Origin of the sequence: Mesorhizobium sp., assembly GCF_004963255.1 — a bacterium.
Lineage (GTDB): Bacteria > Pseudomonadota > Alphaproteobacteria > Rhizobiales > Rhizobiaceae > Mesorhizobium.
Map to the genome: position 1 here is coordinate 222025 of NZ_SUGA01000005.1, position 16014 is coordinate 238038.

Here is a 16014-nt window from a genome sequence, read left to right on the forward strand (position 1 = left end):
CTTAGAACATCCTGTCGCGAAAGTTTTGTGTGGTCCAGCTGGGCTGCAGGCCCGGGACCTGATAACCGATTTTCGTCCCGGCGGGTTGCGGTGCCGGCCGCCATATTGGCAGGCACCGCTGATGGGTCGATAACTTAGAAAATCTCGTTGGTGAGCCGCTTCACCGGACCGAGCAGGATCGAGCCGGTCGGCACGCCATTGTCGATCGGGATGGCCTGGCGGTCCGGCATGTCCTCTTCCGGCGCGCCGATATTGGCCGTCACGATGACCGGTGTCTTGGTCGGCACGCGGTCGTAGAGGTCGATGATGTCCTGGTTGATCAGGCGCACGCAGCCGGACGACACCGACTTGCCGATCGACCACCATTCGGGCGAACCGTGCAGGCGGTAGAGCGTGTCCTGGTTGCCCTGGAAGAGATAGAGCGCACGCGCCCCGAGCGGGTTCTTCAGGCCGCCCGGCATGCCGCCATTCTTGGCGCTGTATTGCGTCAGCTCCGGCTGGCGCGCCACCATCTCGTCCGGCGGCGTCCATTTCGGCCATTTCTGCTTCCACTGCACGACCGCGTCGCCCGACCATTCGAAGCCGGCGCGGCCGAGGCCGACGCCGTAGCGGATCGCCTGGCCGCCCTCGCGCACCAGATAGAGGAAGTGGCCGGTGGTATCGACAACGATGGTGCCCGGGCGCTGCCCGGTCGGATCGGGAACGATCTGGCGCAGGAATCTGTGATCGATCTTATTCACCGGAATGGCCGGCAGGTCAAAACCATTGTCCGACATCGCGCCATACATCGTCTCATAGTCGCCGAGCGGCGGCTCGACAGGGGCCTGAGGCGGCGGCGTCTGGATGGGTGCTGGGCCTTGATCGCTGGTCGTGGTGCAGGCGGATAGGGCAGCCGAAGCAGCGCCGAGGGCTGTGAAATTGAGGAAGCCGCGGCGGCTGATGCGGAAGGAAGCGTCTGACATGGTTGCCTTTTCTAGGTCTCAATTCGCAAGAAAGCATGAATGCGAGGGTCCGTCGCCGGCGCCATCCATAACAGTCGGGGCGATAGGCGGTTCCAATTCTGGCCTGAGGGTGGACAGAAAAAGGCGAAGCTGTGACCACGCCACAGCTGTTGCGCTGCAGCAACAGCGGGGTCAGGGCGGTTCGCCACTTCACGGAAACACCGACCGCCCTTTCTTTTGTTTTGACGCAATTCCGGACGGAAAGCCGCTTCACACTTTTCCTGGAATTGCATCAGAGACCTGCCAGCAGCCCGTCGAGCGACGGCAGGATCAGCCCTGGCGGAAGGTCGCGGTATTCATCCGGCTGGTTGGTCCGGTTGATCCAGACCGTACGGAAACCGAACTTCGTAGCGCCCGCTATGTCCCAGCGGTTCGACGACTGGAACGACACCGCTCCCGGATAGAGCCGCCAACTGGTGACCACCATGTCGTAGACTGACGGGTCGGTCTTGAAGCGTTTGACCTGGTCGACCGAAAATACGTTGTCGAGGATCTGGTCGAGCGCGGCGGATTTGACCGCGGCGTCGAGCATTTCCGGCGAACCATTGGAGAGGATTGCAAGCTTCGCGCCGGACGCCTTGAGCGCCTTCAGCACGGCCGGCACCTCCGGATAGCAATCGAGCCGCCAATAGGCTTCGAGCAGCTTCGTCCGCAGCGCCGGATCGGCCGAGGGCACCTTGCGCAGCGCAAAGTCGAGTGCCTGCTCGGTCAGTTGCCAGAAGTCGGCGTAGGAGCCCATCAGCGTCCGCACCCAGGAATATTCGAGCTGCTTGGCGCGCCATATCTCCGACAGCAACTGGCCGTCCGGCCCGATCTCGCCGGCGTGGCGGCGCACGGCGGCGTGCACGTCGAACAACGTGCCATAGGCGTCGAAGACATAGGCCGCATGATGCATGCTTGAGTTTTGCGGCGCGCAGGCCTGCCATGCAAGCATTGATTGCAGTCAAGTGCCTCTGGCCTCAACGATTTTTCCCGATGTCGGTTGACGCCGGCCGCCAAAGCATCGTCCTATGCCGGCCTGAAGTCATCGATCTGGACGGCAAACATGACACTGGCGACGGCGGCGCAAACCGCGACTTGGACCTATGTGGACGGCGACTGGTACGAGGGCAACGTTGCCATTCTCGGACCGCGCAGCCACGCCATGTGGCTCGGCACCAGCGTCTTCGACGGCGGCCGCTGGTTCGAGGGCGTGGCGCCCGACCTCGAGCTTCACGCCGCCCGCGTCAACGCTTCCGCCACGGCGCTAGGCCTGAAGCCGTCGATGACGACGCAAGAGATCGTCGGCCTGACCTGGGACGGCCTGAAGAAATTCGACGGCAAGACGGCGGTCTATATCAGGCCGATGTATTGGGCCGAGCATGGCGGCTATATGGGCGTGCCGGCCGATCCGGAGTCGACCCGCTTCTGCCTCTGCCTTTACGAGGCGCCGATGATTCCGCCCTCCGGTTTCTCGGTCACGGTGTCGCCGTTCCGCCGCCCGACCATCGAGACCATGCCGACCAATGCCAAGGCCGGCTGCCTTTACCCCAACAACGGCCGCGCCATCCTGGAAGCCAAGAACCGCGGCTTCGACAACGCGCTCGTGCTCGACATGCTGGGCAATGTCGCCGAGACCGGCACCTCCAACATCTTCCTGGTCAAGGACGGCCATGTGATGACGCCGGCGCCGAACGGCACGTTCCTGTCGGGCATCACCCGCTCGCGCACCATCAACCTGCTCGGCGACTACGGCTTCAGGACCATCGAGAAGACGCTGTCGGTTCGCGATTTCCTGGACGCCGACGAGATCTTCTCGACCGGAAACCATTCCAAGGTCGTGCCTGTCACACGTATCGAGAGCCGCGACCTGCAGCCCGGACCGGTGGCCAAGAAGGCGCGCGAGCTCTATTGGGAGTGGGCGCATTCGACGTCCGCCGCCTGAGCGGCTGGAGTTTCAGCGTTTCACGGAACGGCGACCCACACTTTCTCCTGTTTGGCGCAATTGCGGACGGAAAACCCTTTCACACTTTTCGGCGAATTGCTCTAAAGTCGCTCGGCGCTTCATTCCGGAGTTGCCCCAACCCATTCCAGACCTATCTAAGTTCGGCAGTTTCACCGGATTTTTCCTCGAGGGAGTACCATCCATGGCTTTTGAGTTGCCCGCCTTGCCTTACGACTACGAGGCGCTTCAGCCCTATATGTCGAAGGAGACGCTGGAGTATCACCACGACAAGCACCACAAGGCCTATGTCGACAACGGCAACAAGCTGGCCGCCGAGGCCGGCCTTGGCGACCTGTCGGTCGAAGAGGTGGTCAACCAGTCCTTCGGCAAGAATGCCGGGCTCTTCAACAACGCCGCCCAGCACTACAACCACATCCATTTCTGGAAATGGATGAAGAAGGGCGGCGGCGGCAACAAGCTGCCCGGCGCGCTGCAGAAGGCTTTCGACAGCGATCTCGGCGGCTATGACAAGTTCAAGGCGGATTTCATCGCCGCCGGCACCACCCAGTTCGGCTCCGGCTGGGCCTGGGTCTCGGTCAAGAACGGCAAGCTGGAAATCTCCAAGACCCCCAACGGCGAGAACCCGCTGGTGCATGGCGGCTCACCGATCCTCGGCGTCGATGTCTGGGAGCACTCCTACTACATCGACTACCGCAACGCGCGGCCGAAATATCTCGAGGCCTTCGTCGACAGCCTGATCAACTGGGATCACGTCCTGGAGATGTATGAAAAGGCCCGCGCATGACCCCGAAAATCGAGATCGATTTTCGGAAAGGATCATGCGCAGAATCAAAGCGTTACAGCGTCCTTTGCGCGCCGAAAGGCGCGCGGCGCTGTAAAGGCTGATCGATTTCAGGGAAAAGCCCCGGAGTGCCGGGGCTTTTCTTTTTCGGGCGGGAAAAACGGCAAGCCGGCCAGCAAAATCGTCACGGCGAAGGGGAATAATCCTGCTGTCGTGCCCGTTAACACGTAGTCCCGAACTCTCTTCATCCCACGGAGCCAATTGAATGAGAAAGCTTGTCCTCGCCATCTCTATGCTCGCCTTTGCCGGCTCGGCCGCCTTTGCCGATCCGATCCAGGAGCGCCAAGCGCTGATGAAGGAGCGCGGCAAGCTCGCCGGCCAGTTGTCCAAGGTGGTCAAGGGCGAGGAGGATTTCGACGCGACCGCCGTGCTGACGACGCTGAAGGCCCTTCAGGCCAATGCCGAGAAGTTCGATGCCGAAAAACTGTTTCCGGCCGGCTCCGACAAGGGCGACACCACGGCCGCGCCCAAGATCTGGGAAGACATGGCCGGCTTCAAGGCCGCTGAGGACAAGTTCCTGGCCAACACGAAGGAAGCGGTCGCCTCGCCGCCGGGCGATGTCGATGGTCTGAAGGCGCAGCTCAACACGCTGGGCGGCGATTGCGGCGCTTGCCATCAGAGCTACAGGATCAAGAAGGGCTGATCGCCTGATATGGCCGCCTGGCTGAAGAAGCTCGTCGGCGCCGCCATCGTGCTTGGCGGGGCGGCGGCCGCCGCCGGCTGGGCCCTGTCGGCGCCGGTCAGGCTTGACGCCGGGGCCATCGCGCGGCTCGGCCCCGGCGACGCCGCCAAAGGCAAGCGCATCTTCTATGCAGGAGGCTGCACCTCTTGCCATTCCAAGCCTGGCGCCCAGGGCGACGCCCGGCTGCAGCTGGCCGGCGGGCTGGAGCTCAAGACGCCGTTCGGCACCTTCGTTCCGCCCAACATCTCGCAGGACCGGAATGACGGCATCGGCGCCTGGAGCGAGGAGGACTTCGCCAACGCCATGCTGAAAGGCGTCTCGCCTTCGGGCGAGCATTTCTATCCGGCCTTTCCCTATGCGTCCTACGCGCGCATGAAGCCGGCCGACATTGCCGATCTCTACGCTTTCATGAAGACCCTGCCGGCGGTCGCCGGCAAGGCGCCGGACCACAAGCTTTCCTTCCCCTTCACCATCCGCCGCGGCATCGGCCTGTGGAAGCTTCTCTATCTCAGTCCAGAGCCGGTGATCGCGCTGCCCGACGGCACGCCGGACAAGGTGCTGGCCGGCCGCTACCTCGTCGAGGGTCCCGGCCATTGCGGCGAATGCCACACGCCGCGCGATTTCGCCGGCGGCGTCAAGAAGGGCGAGTGGCTCGCCGGCGCCGTGGCGGCCGAAGGCTCGGGCATCGTGCCCGACATCACTCCCGACGGGAAGAGCATCAAGGACTGGTCGGAAGCCGATATCGCCAACTACCTCGAGACCGGCTTCACGCCCGATTTCGATTCCGTCGGCGGCGCCATGGTCGAGGTGCAAAAGAACATGGCGCAGCTGACCGCCGATGACCGCGCAGCGATCGCCGCCTATCTCAAGGCTGTCCCGCCGCATCCCAACGGCTATCCGCCGCGCAAGCCGGCGAATTGACGTTTATCTTACGGGTGGCGGTCACCCAGGAAATCGAAGCCGTTTTCGAAAAAGTGGTTGTAGTCGCAGGTCAATTCCTCGCCGGGCGCGATATCGCGCAGCGCGTAGGTTTCCTCGGGCGAGGACACGTCGCAGTTCGGCTCGTCCGCGTGGTTCATGTAACGCGCGTCATCCGCCTCGAAGACGATGTAGTTGGGGTCGCGCCGGTCCGGATAGGAATAGCGGTCGAGATAGGACTTCACCGGCCCGCTCTCGCCCTCATAGGTGTCGACGGGAATGCGCCGGTCGAACCTTGGGTCGAGCTTCCAGATCAGCGTGCCCTTTGCAATGCGGTGTTTGGCGAACACGCCGATGCCCTGGATGGGTGATTTGTCGAGATAGACGTCGACGAGCAGCATGACTAACCTTGTGATTGAGCAGTCGGCGCGGTCCAAGGGCCACGTCCAAAAAAGCAGAGCATTGCGTAACGCGCGCCCTTGTCAATTGCGAGTGGAAAATCAGGTCTTCCCGGTCACTTTCAGGGCATAGGCGTAAATGTAGGCGATCTCCTCCAGGCGCGAGAAGCGGCCCGACGCACCGGCATGGCCGGAATCCATATTGATCTTGAACAGGACCGGGTTGCCGCCTGCCTTGCGTTCGCGCAGCCGTGCCACCCATTTCGCCGGCTCCCAATAGGTGACGCGCGGATCAGTGAGGCCCGCCAGCGCCAGAATCGGCGGGTAGTCGAGCGCCGCGACATTGTCATAGGGCGAATAGGCGGCGATCGTCTTGTAGTCGTCGGCGGAAGCGATCGGGTTGCCCCATTCCGGCCATTCCGGCGGCGTCAGCGGCAGGCTGGCGTCGAGCATGGTGGTGAGCACGTCGACGAACGGCACCTCGGCGACGATGCCGCCGAAATCCTCCGGCGCCATGTTGGCGATCGCCCCCATCAGCATGCCGCCGGCGGAGCCGCCTTGCGCGACGATGCGGTCATGCTGCGTGTAACGCTCGGCGACGAGATGGCGGGCGCAGGCGATGAAGTCGGTGAAGGTGTTCATCTTCTTCGCCCGCTTGCCGTCCTCGTACCAGCCATAGCCCTTGTCCTTGCCGCCGCGCACATGCGCGATGGCGTAGACAAAGCCGCGGTCGACCAGCGACAGGCAATTGGTGTTGAAGGCCGAAGGCACCGTGATGCCGTAGGAGCCATAGCCGTAGAGCAGGCACGGCGCCGAGCCGTCCAGCGGCGTCTCGCGATGGTAGAGCAGCGAGATCGGCACCAGCTCGCCATCGGCGGCGGGCGCCATCAGCCGGCGCGTGACATAGTGCTCCGGATCATGGCCGGAGGGCACTTCCTGCGTCTTCAGGAGCACGCGCTCGCGGCTGCGCATATTGTAGTCGTACACCTGCGCCGGCGTCGTCATCGACGAATAGGTGAAGCGCATCGTCTCGGTGTCGTACTCGTAGGAGCCGGAAAGGCCGAGCGAGAAAGCCTCCTCGTCGAAGGAGATGAAATGCTCCTCGCCGCTGGCGCGCTCGCGCACCACGATGCGCGGCAGGCCGTCCTTGCGCTCGAGCCTGACCATGTGGTGCTTGAAGCCGAGCACCGAGAGGATCAGCCGTCCCGGCTCGTGCGCCACCAGTTCCTGCCAGTTGGCGCGCACCGGATTGTCGACCGGCGCGGTCATGATCTTGAAGTCCTTGGCGCCATCGGCGTTGGTCAGGATGAAGAAGATGTCGCCGCCTTCTTCCAGGTCGTATTGCAGCCCGGCCTCCCGCACCGCCACCAGCCGGGGCGCCGCGGATGGATCATCGGCCGGCAGAAGCCGATACTCGGACGTCTCATGGTCGTTGATGCCGATCAGGATCCAGTCGTTGGCGCGCGTTCCGCTGACATCCATGAAGAAGCCCGGATCGGTCTCCTCATAGATCAGGCGGTCGTTCTCGGGCTTGTCGCCGAGCTTGTGGAAGAACACTTTCGACGGGCGATGGTTATCGTCGAGGCGGGTGTAGAAGAAGCCGTCATCGCCGGCATTCCACACCCCGCCGCCGCCCGTATCGGGGATCAGGTCACCAAGGTCGGTGCCGCCGGCGACATCGCGCACGCGCAGCGTAAAGAATTCCGAGCCCTTGTCGTCGAACGCCCAGATGAGCTTCTTGTGGTCCGCTGAATGGTCGACGCCGCCGAGCCGGAAATAGGCCTTGCCCTCGGCCTCCGAGTCGCCATCGAGCAGGATTTCCTCGCTGCCGCCATCGCGCGAGGTGCGGAAATAGCGCGGTTGCTCGCCGCCCTGCCGGAAGGAAGAGCCGTAGGCATAGGGGCCGTCCTTCATCGGCACCGTCGAGTCGTCCTCCTTGATGCGTCCCTTCATCTCGGCAAACAGCTTGCCGCGCAGATCCGCGGTGCCGGCCATCAGAACGGCCTGATAGGCGTTCTCGGCCTCCAGATGAGTGCGGATCCGGCCGTCGAGCAAAGAAGGGTCCCGGAACACGGCCTGCCAGTTGTCGGCCCGCATCCAGGCATAGTCGTCTGAGCGGGTAATGCCGTGATGCGTGTCGGACACCGGATGTTTCTCAGGCGTCGGCGGGTTGGCGGCCGGGAAGGCGGAAATCAAGGCAGAAGTGCTGGTCATTACGTCTCGCTGCGGAATTTGCTTGAATGACGAATGAACACGCCGCTCAGCGGCTGTTCAAGGGGCGCGGCTCAAGATGGTCTACAGAAGCCAAGTCGAAGGGGGAAAGATGAAATCCTGTGTTTCTACCGCTATGTCTGTCGCCGTCCTCGCGGCGGGTCTGGCTTTTTCCAGTCCGTCTCATGCAACCGTCTTTGCCGCCTGGCAAGTGGCGGGCGTGCCGTTCGGCGACACGCTCAACGCGCGAAAATATCCTTCCAACGCATCGCAAAAACAGGCCGCCTATTCGAACGGCACCGTGCTGCAGATGACCGGCCGCTGCACAGGTGGCGTAAATCTGCTCGATATCGCCCGGCAGCCGCGCTGGAAGCAGCGCCAGGCGATCCGCTATCGCTGGTGCGAGGTGTGGCACGACCCGGCGCAGAGTGGCCATTTCGTCACTGGCTGGGTCTACGGCAAATATATCGCGCCTTATTGACCGACCGCCGGCTCGCCTTGTCGGGCCGGCCGGCAGGGCAGCCTGCCTGCGCTACATTTCGCCACAGGATTCATCGTGCTGGCGCAACAGGCATCCAAGCATTGCTCAAGCATCGCGGGTCATGTCGTGCGGCGAGCGGATGTCTAACATGAGGATGACGCAGCGTCACGGTATGCTGGTCTGGCCAGAAGAATCTCGCGAAGTTACACGCCGCACGAATTTTTGAAGGTGAAACGGCAATATTTGATGAATATCGGCCAATATAAGTCAATATGCGAATTGACTTACTTGCGATGCGGCGTCATTAAGATGACCGACGCGAATCGCAGGGTTTTCCTGAATGAAATTCGCGCGATGCCCGACCTCGGAAAAAAGGGCACAGTTTTAGAAACAACTCTCGTTGGGGCCTAAGCACTATGGAAATCGTCGAAACACCTTCGAAAAACGGTGATGCGCTGATCGAGCTGACCGCCGATGTCGTCGCCGCCTATGTCAGCAACAACCCGGTGCCCGTTGGGGAATTGCCGAACCTTATCGCCGACGTCCATGCAGCATTGGGCCGTGTCGGTGGTTCGCCGGAGCAGCCGTCGGCCGAAAAGCAGAAGCCGGCCGTCAATCCCAAGCGCTCCGTCCATGACGACTACATCGTCTGTCTCGAGGATGGAAAGAAGTTCAAGTCGCTGAAGCGTCACCTGATGACCCATTACAATCTCACGCCGGAAGAATACCGTGAGAAGTGGGGGCTGGACGCCAGCTATCCGATGGTCGCCCCCAATTACGCGGCTGCCCGCTCGCAGCTCGCCAAGAAGATGGGTCTGGGCCGCAAGCGCAAGGGCCGCTGATCGGCTTCGTTCCTCAGGCAAAGTTCGACGGCGCCCTTGCGGCGCCGTTTTGCTGTTCCGGATAGCGAAGGCGATATGGACCGGATCAGGCCGTCTGCTTCAGCGCCGCTTCCGCGTCGCGCTTGATGCGCTTGACCATCGAACGCAGGCCGTTGGCGCGCTGCGGCGACAGATGCTCGTCCAACCCGAGCTCCTTTAGCGTCGCCTCCGCGTCCGTGTTCTGGATCTCGCTTGCCCGCCGGCCCGAAAACAGCGCCAGCATGATGGCGACGAGGCCGCGCACGATGTGGGCGTCCGAATCGCCCTGGAAGCTGATCACCGGATCGGCGCCCGCTCCCTGCTCGGTGGTGAGCCACACCTGGCTGACGCAGCCGGGCACCTTGTTCGCGGCCGTGCGTTCCTCCTCGGGGAAAGGCGGCAGGCCTTCGCCAAGCTCGATCACGTAGCGGTAGCGGTCCTCCCACTCGTCGAGCAGGGAAAAGTCGTCGCGGATCGTCTGGATCGGGGCGGTCATGGCCCGCATATAGTGGCACGGCAACGCCGCGTCACGGAAAAAGAAAGACGCCGCGGGCGTCGAGAGGTCGGACGGGCCCGCGGCGTAGCCAAGTGGCGGCTGAAGATTGTCTCAGTTCTTGGAAGTCAACAGCACTGGTATGTTGACCTTGGCGGGCAGCACGATGTCCTCGGCGACGCTGCCGGTGGTCATCTTGGCCGTGTCCGCAACCTTCGGCTGGGCCGCGCCTGCCTGCTCTGATTTGTCGTCGATCATGGCGGCGGCGATCTTGGCCGTTTCCTGGGCCCGCACTGTAATGGTGTACATGGCAGATTTGCCGGTTTCGCAGACATCGGGCTTGCGCTCGCACAGCCCCGCGATGTCGCCCACCGCCTCGCGCGCCGCGAACAGCGCCTGGATCGGCCCGACGCTCTGCTGGCCGTCCTCGCCCGGGCCGACGCCGAGCGGCAGCGCCAGCAGCACCAGCGAAAACCAGAAAGCCATCCTGATCAGAAAGCCCATCTCACTTGCCTCTCGTGCGGGATGGATCCTGCATCCATCCGTGACGGATCATGCATCCATCGGCATGACCTCTTTTATGGGCACGATAATGGCACGGTCACGCAAAGGACGGCTTGCCCCGAAGCCGCGAATTTGTCTCAAATTTTAGGCGAATTGGAAAGGAATTGGTTTTGAAGCGGACTTGTGTCGAATCTCATCGACAGCATTAACTTTACGATAACCATATATCGCATTGTAATTTCTCGATTTTATTCGCAATAGAAATTAGCCGCGTCAGGTTTGGGCCCGTTTTGGGACAGGCCTCGCGGCTAACGCGCCGTTTACCATGGCGCCAACTCGGCGCGCTTTGCGGGGCCGGCATCACAATATTTGCCTTGGGGCGGTCGCTGGCACCCGCCAGCCTTATCCATTCCTTAAACGCTGGATGCGAGTTTCAAGTCATTGATTGAGTCACCTGCCAGGCAGGATGTTTTTTACCACCGGGTACGCGTGCGTTGAGTTCGATTTCAGCCAGATACGTTCAATTGCCCGGCGCGGTTGCCGCCGGCTGCGAACGCTTGGTTCACCCCACCGTGACGAGTGAGGCGGAACGCCTACACCAGCGCCGCTTCATCGGCGTCATGCTCGCCGCGCCTTTCCTTGCCGCGGGTGCTGCGGTGACGCTGGTCACCTCGAGCCTCGGCGCGGCCGTCACCATGGCCGCCATCTTTGCCGCTTTCGGCCTGTGCTGGTTCGCCGCGCTTCTGGTCGCCGCCACCGGCCACATGGCGCTCGCCGGCCGCATGGCGGTCGCCTTGGGCGGCCTTGCCCTTGCCGGCGCAATAGCGGCGGCAGGGGGATTGGCCTCGCCGGTCGCGCTGCTGGGCTTGGCATTGCCGGTCGAAACCTGGTGGGTTTCCGGGTCGCGGCGCGCCGCGCTGTCCAGCGTGCTGGCGGCGGTCGCCGCGATCGTTCTCCAACCCTTTGCCGGCCAGCTCCTGCCGCCTGGCGAAATCGCCGCCTGGCACTGGCTGCTGCCGCTGGCCTGGGCGCTGACATTGTTGCCGCGTGCCGCTGCCTTCGCCGATCCTGCCGGCCTGCGGCCGGCGGAGCCCGCCGGCGATCGTCTCGAGGAGGTGATCGACGCCGTCGTGCTGCGCGTCGGCCGCCAGGGCGAAGTGCTCGACGCGTCCGCCAAAGCGCGTTCGGTGCTGAAACTGGCGCCGGAGCTCCTGCTCGGCACCGGCCTGTTCGACCGCGTCCATCTGTCCGACCGCGTCGCCTATCTCACCGCCTTGGCCGACATGCGCGAGGGGGCGCCGAAGCGCCGGCTTGAGCTGCGCATTCGCCTGCCGCGCGAGGGTTCGAGCGCTGCCGACAATTTCCGTCCGTTCAGTCTCGACTTGCTGCGCGGCGAAGCCGAACGCGACGTCTTCATGCTGGTGCTGCGTGAGAACGACGATGTCGCGGCGCTGCGCGAGGAGCTTGCGGAAGCCAGGGAGGCCGCCGCGGCGGCCGAAGTGGCCAAGGGCCGCTTCCTGGCGGTGGTCAGCCACGAGCTGCGCACGCCGCTCAACGCCATCATCGGCTTTTCCGACATGCTGCTGCATGAGATGTTCGGCGCCTTCAAGGACCCGCGCCAGAAGGAATATGTCGGCCTGGTCAGGGAGTCCGGCCAGCACCTTCTGTCCGTCGTCACCTCGATCCTCGACGTCTCGCGCATCGAGGCGGGCGCCTATGCGACCGAGCTGGAGACGTTTCGTTTCGTCGAGGCCGTCGACATGTGCCGCTCGATGATGCGGCCGCTGGCCGACGCCAAGGGCATCGTTCTTGCCACCCAGATCGCGCCGGATGCCGGCGAGATCAATGCCGACCGTCGCGCCGTCCAGCAGATCCTGATCAATCTCGCTTCGAACGCCGTCAAGTTCACGCCCGATGGCGGCAGCGTGGTGATCGGCGCCAAGCGCGTCGGCTCGCGCCTGCATTTCTGGGTGAGCGACACCGGCATCGGCATTGCCGAGGCAGATATGGCCAATCTCGGCAAGCCGTTCATGCAGATCCAGAACGACTACACGCGCCGCTTCGAGGGAACCGGTCTCGGCCTGTCGCTGGTCAAGGGTCTGGTGGCGCTGCACGAGGGCACGATGTCGATCGAGAGCGCGCCGGGTGAGGGCACCACGGTGACGATCGGCCTGCCGGTGAGCGGGCCGAAGCAGCATTCCGGTGCGCAGCCCGGCGTGCTGGCCATGCCGGCGGCTAAGCCGAAGGGGGATAGAGATGGGGAGGGGAATGGCTCGCTCCGCAAAACGGCCTAAGGTGGTCGAACCCGAACGCGGCGTCCTTGCTGAAGGCGCGGTCGCCGTCGGCCAGCTGATCGCAAGCAATCCGGTCCTGGTCGGCGGTTCGACCGCCTTCCTGGTGACGCTGTTCTATGTCTCGGCCAATGCGCTCTGGTATCAGCCTTTTCCGCACACCGGCGCCTTCTTTGCCACCCGCAGCATCGAGAATTTCCCGCATACCGTCTCCAACGAGCCTGAGACCACCATCAACATCGTGCGCCAGCCGCCGGCACAGCCGGTGGCCAAGCCGGACCCGGTCGTCCAGCAGGTGCAGGGCATCCTGAAGGACCTCAACTTCTATGACGGCACAGTCGATGGTCTGACCGGACCGGCGACGCGCAAGGCGATCCAGGCCTACCAGCTGAAAGTCGGGCTGCCGGGCTCGGGCGAGATCGACGGCGCGCTGCTCGACCAGCTTGGCACCCGCCAGACGACCGCGGCGATTCCCCATCCGGCGCCGCGGCCGGCCGATGGTGTGGCCGTCCCGGCCGCCAAGCCGCCGGTGATTCCGGTTTCCGCCCCGGCCGACGGCGTCACGCAATCGCCCGATGCCCGCATCGTCAAGATCCAGGCCGGCCTGAAAGCTTTCGGCAACAACGACATGCAGCTCGACGGCAAGGTCGGCGCCCGAACCAAGGCCGCGATCAAGGAATTCCAGGCCTTGTTCGGCCTGCCCGAGACCGGCGAGCCGGACGAGGCGGTCTATGTCAAGATGCGCGAGATCGGCCTGACCAACTGAGCTGCGGCAACGATCGTTTCGGTTCCTTCATTCTTGCGGTAAGGAACCGCGCATGACATCCGGAAACCACCCATGCGCGTGACCACCGATCTCTGGGTTTCGGCCCTTGTACGCCGCGTCTTCGGCGCCGGCGGCTTTGCTGCGGTGGTCAAGCGCGGCGCGACCGAGGCGGGCGCCGTCTTCGTGCTGTCGCGCGGGCGGATGGGGGAGGTCGCTCTTTATGGGCCGGCGCCGCAGACGAGCTACGATTCGGCCAAGCCGGATGAGCGCTTCTTCACCTTGCTCGATGCCGGCGACGATAGCGGCGCCTTCGATGCGCGGTTGGAGCGCGAGAAGAAATTCGATCCCGACATCTGGGTGGTCGAGATCGAGGCGGGAGCCGTTCCGGTCGAAGAGCTTCTTTCGGTAAAGACCGGCTAAGGTGTGTTGAGATTCAGGTCAGGCCAAGCCGAAAACGGTGGATTCCGAGAACCGGAGCGGAGCGTACTTAAAGTACGTGAGCACCGGAAGCGCAGGAAGCCGCCGTTTGCAGGCCGGCCTCACCTGAATATCAACACGCCTTAGGGCGTCTCATGGGTCGGATCGCGGTGAGAGCAAGAGCGCCGGGCGTACGTCAAGGAGCGGAGTTCATCATGCCGCTTCCCCCTTCTGGACGGGAAACCGGGCAGCGAAGACGTCCTTGGCCGCAAACAGCCCGTTGAGCGCCGCAGGAAAGCCGGCATAAACCGTCATCTGGATGATGGTTTCGATAATTTCGTCCTTGGTCAGCCCGACATTGAGCCCCGCCTCGATATGGACTTTCAGTTGCGGGGTCGCGGTTCCCATCGCAGTCAGCGCCGCGATGGTGGCGATCTCACGGGCGCGCAGATCGAGGCCGGGGCGGCTGTAGATGTCGCCAAACGAGAACTCGAACACGTAGTTCGCGAAGTCGGGGGCAATGTCCGCCAGGGCGGCGATGACGTTGTGGCCGGCTTCGCCATCTATTTCAGCGAGCGCCCGCTTGCCGCGTTCCAGCCGGCTTTCGCTGATGTTCGGGGATTGATGCGTCATAGTCCTTCATCCTCTTTTCAACGCCGGCATATCCGGCAATCTTGGTGTCGAGGACGAGAAGGCAGGCTTGCAGTTTGGCCAGATGCGCACGGACACGCTCACGGTGCTGCTCGAGCAACGCGCCGCGCTCCGCTTCCGTGTCGACGCCGCGCTCCCGCAAGGCCGCGTAACGCAGCATTTCCCGAATAGGCATCCCTGTCGTTTTGAGGCGATCGAGAAATTCTATCCAGGTCAGGATTGATGCGTCGTAGTCACGTTGGCCCGATTGGTCCCTGTCGGCATTGGGAAGCAGCCCGATCCGCTCATAGTAACGGATGGTGTAGGCAGACAGTCCCGAACGCTTCGCCAGCTCGCCAATCTTCATCGACGCCTTCTTTCGTCACGACGCACGGGAAGCTACGAGTTAGAGTGCGCTCTAAGTCAAGAGGCGTTTGTCACTTCGTCGTGACCCGGAAGGCTAAGTTTCGCGACGACATTGGCTCGTTGATTTTAAGTCGAAAAAAGAAGGCTTAAAAAGCGCGTCCCCTGGTCCCTTTCAGCGCGAAGCGATTGAGGCCGGTCAGGATGCCTTGAGGCTGGAGTTCGCGTCGTCGCCGTTCGACGCGGCGCGTCGCCCGCCACCGATCGTGTCAGCCGCTTTGTCGCGGATGGCACGCGAAAGGGTCTCGGCCTTCCAGGCGCGCACCTTGTCCAGCGCCGCCTCGCGGTGCAGCAGCCGGTATCGGTCGAGGAACAGCCGGATCGCCTGCGGATGCGGGAATTCGCCGGGATAGACCGCGACCGCGATCAGGAAGGCCCTGTCCTCGCTGAGGTCGAGAGCGCGCAGCGCCGCAAGCAGGGCGGTATAGTCCGATTGCCGGGTCACCGAGCGGGCAGTCGCGAAGTCGATCTCCAGCGCGTCGGCAAGCGCGGTCTGGAAGAAGGCCGCATTACCGGTCAGCGCCGTCTCGCGCAGCCTCACATAGGCCGGCTGGCCGAGGAAGGTATTGACGTCGGCAGTGTCGCCGGCCGGGCGCATCATCGACCGCAGGCGGCGCCGCGCGTTCTCCGCCGCTTCGCCGGATGCGGCACGGTCGGCGTCCGCCTTGGCCACAGGCTCCGGTTTCGGCGTGAGCTTCGTGACCGTTTCCGGCGGTCGCGTCTTGACCAGCGTCGGTCTTTCCAGCGCGCGGATCAGGTCGGCGATCGTCGGATTGAGCTCCTTGCGGCGCGCAATGGCGCGCGCATGCGGCAGCCCATGCCGGCCGATCAGCGCGATGAGGTCGATGTCGCTCAGCGCGTTGGAGCGGGTGAGCAGGGGGGCCGCGATCTCGACCGGCTCCTCCGCCAGCCGCCGCACCAATGCGGTCGGCGCGTATTCGCACTCGGAAAGGGCCGCGGCGACATAGCGGCGCGACTCGACCGAGACCTCGCCGAACAGCGGCAGCGTCAGGTCCTCGAGCTGGGCGATCTCGCGTCGTGAAGGGCGCGTCAGCGAGCAGAAGGCCGACACCGCGGCGCGGAACAGCCTTTCGGCCTTTCCCGCTTCGGTCCGGATAGCGATTTGCCTGAAATCCGAAGATGACACGGAGGA

The 16014-nt window shown here is 63.5% G+C and carries 18 protein-coding genes; 9 read left to right on the forward strand and 9 right to left on the reverse strand.

The window, feature by feature from the left end; all coding sequences use genetic code 11:
• Positions 1 to 134: 134 nt before the first annotated feature.
• Complete coding sequence (locus E5X34_RS08925) at positions 135 to 962, reverse strand: L,D-transpeptidase (RefSeq protein ID WP_292563162.1); 828 nt, start codon at positions 960 to 962, stop codon at positions 135 to 137.
• Positions 963 to 1233: 271 nt separating this feature from the next.
• A complete protein-coding gene (locus E5X34_RS08930) occupies positions 1234 to 1896 on the reverse strand; it encodes a haloacid dehalogenase type II (RefSeq protein ID WP_292563164.1) in 663 nt (220 codons plus the stop codon).
• A 150-nt stretch (positions 1897 to 2046) separates the two neighbouring features.
• Here E5X34_RS08930 and E5X34_RS08935 point away from each other — a divergent pair, with 150 nt between their 5' ends.
• The 4 genes from E5X34_RS08935 to E5X34_RS08950 all read left to right on the forward strand — a co-directional run bounded on the left by E5X34_RS08935 (position 2047) and on the right by E5X34_RS08950 (position 5390).
• Positions 2047 to 2925, forward strand: coding sequence for a branched-chain amino acid aminotransferase (locus E5X34_RS08935; protein WP_292563165.1), 879 nt, complete (start codon positions 2047 to 2049; stop codon positions 2923 to 2925).
• A 202-nt stretch (positions 2926 to 3127) separates the two neighbouring features.
• A complete protein-coding gene (locus E5X34_RS08940; RefSeq protein WP_292563167.1) occupies positions 3128 to 3730 on the forward strand; it encodes a superoxide dismutase in 603 nt (200 codons plus the stop codon).
• Between the two features lie 262 nt (positions 3731 to 3992).
• Complete coding sequence (locus tag E5X34_RS08945; protein ID WP_292563169.1) at positions 3993 to 4430, forward strand: cytochrome c; 438 nt, start codon at positions 3993 to 3995, stop codon at positions 4428 to 4430.
• A gap of 9 nt (positions 4431 to 4439) precedes the next feature.
• Positions 4440 to 5390 (forward strand): cytochrome c, encoded by a 951-nt coding sequence (locus E5X34_RS08950; protein ID WP_292563171.1) that lies wholly within the window; start codon positions 4440 to 4442, stop codon positions 5388 to 5390.
• Between the two features lie 8 nt (positions 5391 to 5398).
• Here E5X34_RS08950 and E5X34_RS08955 read toward each other — a convergent pair whose 3' ends face one another.
• Both E5X34_RS08955 and E5X34_RS08960 read right to left on the reverse strand, forming a co-directional pair.
• Positions 5399 to 5788, reverse strand: coding sequence for an SET domain-containing protein-lysine N-methyltransferase (locus E5X34_RS08955; protein ID WP_042642111.1), 390 nt, complete (start codon positions 5786 to 5788; stop codon positions 5399 to 5401).
• A gap of 99 nt (positions 5789 to 5887) precedes the next feature.
• On the reverse strand, positions 5888 to 7999 hold the full coding sequence (locus tag E5X34_RS08960) for a S9 family peptidase (protein WP_292563173.1): 2112 nt from the start codon (positions 7997 to 7999) through the stop codon (positions 5888 to 5890).
• Positions 8000 to 8132: 133 nt separating this feature from the next.
• On the opposite strand from E5X34_RS08960, the gene E5X34_RS08965 reads away from it, so the two are divergent.
• Positions 8133 to 8477 carry an SH3 domain-containing protein gene (locus tag E5X34_RS08965; protein ID WP_292563175.1) on the forward strand — a complete coding sequence of 115 codons (345 nt, stop codon included), beginning with the start codon at positions 8133 to 8135 and terminating at the stop codon, positions 8475 to 8477.
• A 416-nt stretch (positions 8478 to 8893) separates the two neighbouring features.
• On the forward strand, positions 8894 to 9319 hold the full coding sequence (locus E5X34_RS08970) for a MucR family transcriptional regulator (RefSeq protein WP_292563177.1): 426 nt from the start codon (positions 8894 to 8896) through the stop codon (positions 9317 to 9319).
• Between the two features lie 85 nt (positions 9320 to 9404).
• On the opposite strand, the gene E5X34_RS08975 is transcribed toward E5X34_RS08970, so the two are convergent.
• Complete coding sequence (locus tag E5X34_RS08975) at positions 9405 to 9833, reverse strand: SufE family protein (protein WP_292563178.1); 429 nt, start codon at positions 9831 to 9833, stop codon at positions 9405 to 9407.
• A gap of 111 nt (positions 9834 to 9944) precedes the next feature.
• Complete coding sequence (locus E5X34_RS08980) at positions 9945 to 10334, reverse strand: DUF5330 domain-containing protein (RefSeq protein ID WP_292563180.1); 390 nt, start codon at positions 10332 to 10334, stop codon at positions 9945 to 9947.
• Positions 10335 to 10891: 557 nt separating this feature from the next.
• Here E5X34_RS08980 and E5X34_RS08985 point away from each other — a divergent pair.
• The 3 genes from E5X34_RS08985 to E5X34_RS08995 all read left to right on the forward strand — a co-directional run bounded on the left by E5X34_RS08985 (position 10892) and on the right by E5X34_RS08995 (position 13811).
• Entirely contained in the window at positions 10892 to 12628 is a 1737-nt protein-coding gene (locus E5X34_RS08985; protein WP_292563182.1) for a HAMP domain-containing sensor histidine kinase, read from the forward strand.
• Positions 12603 to 13391, forward strand: a complete 789-nt coding sequence (locus tag E5X34_RS08990) for a peptidoglycan-binding protein (RefSeq protein ID WP_292563184.1) — start codon at positions 12603 to 12605, stop codon at positions 13389 to 13391. The genes E5X34_RS08985 and E5X34_RS08990 overlap by 26 nt, the downstream gene beginning before the upstream one ends.
• A 72-nt stretch (positions 13392 to 13463) precedes the next feature.
• Positions 13464 to 13811 (forward strand): DUF1491 family protein, encoded by a 348-nt coding sequence (locus E5X34_RS08995; protein ID WP_292563185.1) that lies wholly within the window; start codon positions 13464 to 13466, stop codon positions 13809 to 13811.
• A gap of 210 nt (positions 13812 to 14021) precedes the next feature.
• On the opposite strand, the gene E5X34_RS09000 is transcribed toward E5X34_RS08995, so the two are convergent.
• The 3 genes from E5X34_RS09000 to E5X34_RS09010 form a co-directional block, all read right to left on the reverse strand.
• Complete coding sequence (locus E5X34_RS09000) at positions 14022 to 14441, reverse strand: carboxymuconolactone decarboxylase family protein (RefSeq protein ID WP_292563186.1); 420 nt, start codon at positions 14439 to 14441, stop codon at positions 14022 to 14024.
• A complete protein-coding gene (locus E5X34_RS09005; RefSeq protein WP_292563187.1) occupies positions 14377 to 14805 on the reverse strand; it encodes a MerR family transcriptional regulator in 429 nt (142 codons plus the stop codon). The genes E5X34_RS09000 and E5X34_RS09005 overlap by 65 nt, the downstream gene beginning before the upstream one ends.
• 195 nt (positions 14806 to 15000) lie before the next feature.
• Complete coding sequence (locus E5X34_RS09010; protein WP_292563296.1) at positions 15001 to 16008, reverse strand: DUF2336 domain-containing protein; 1008 nt, start codon at positions 16006 to 16008, stop codon at positions 15001 to 15003.
• Positions 16009 to 16014 lie beyond the last annotated feature (6 nt).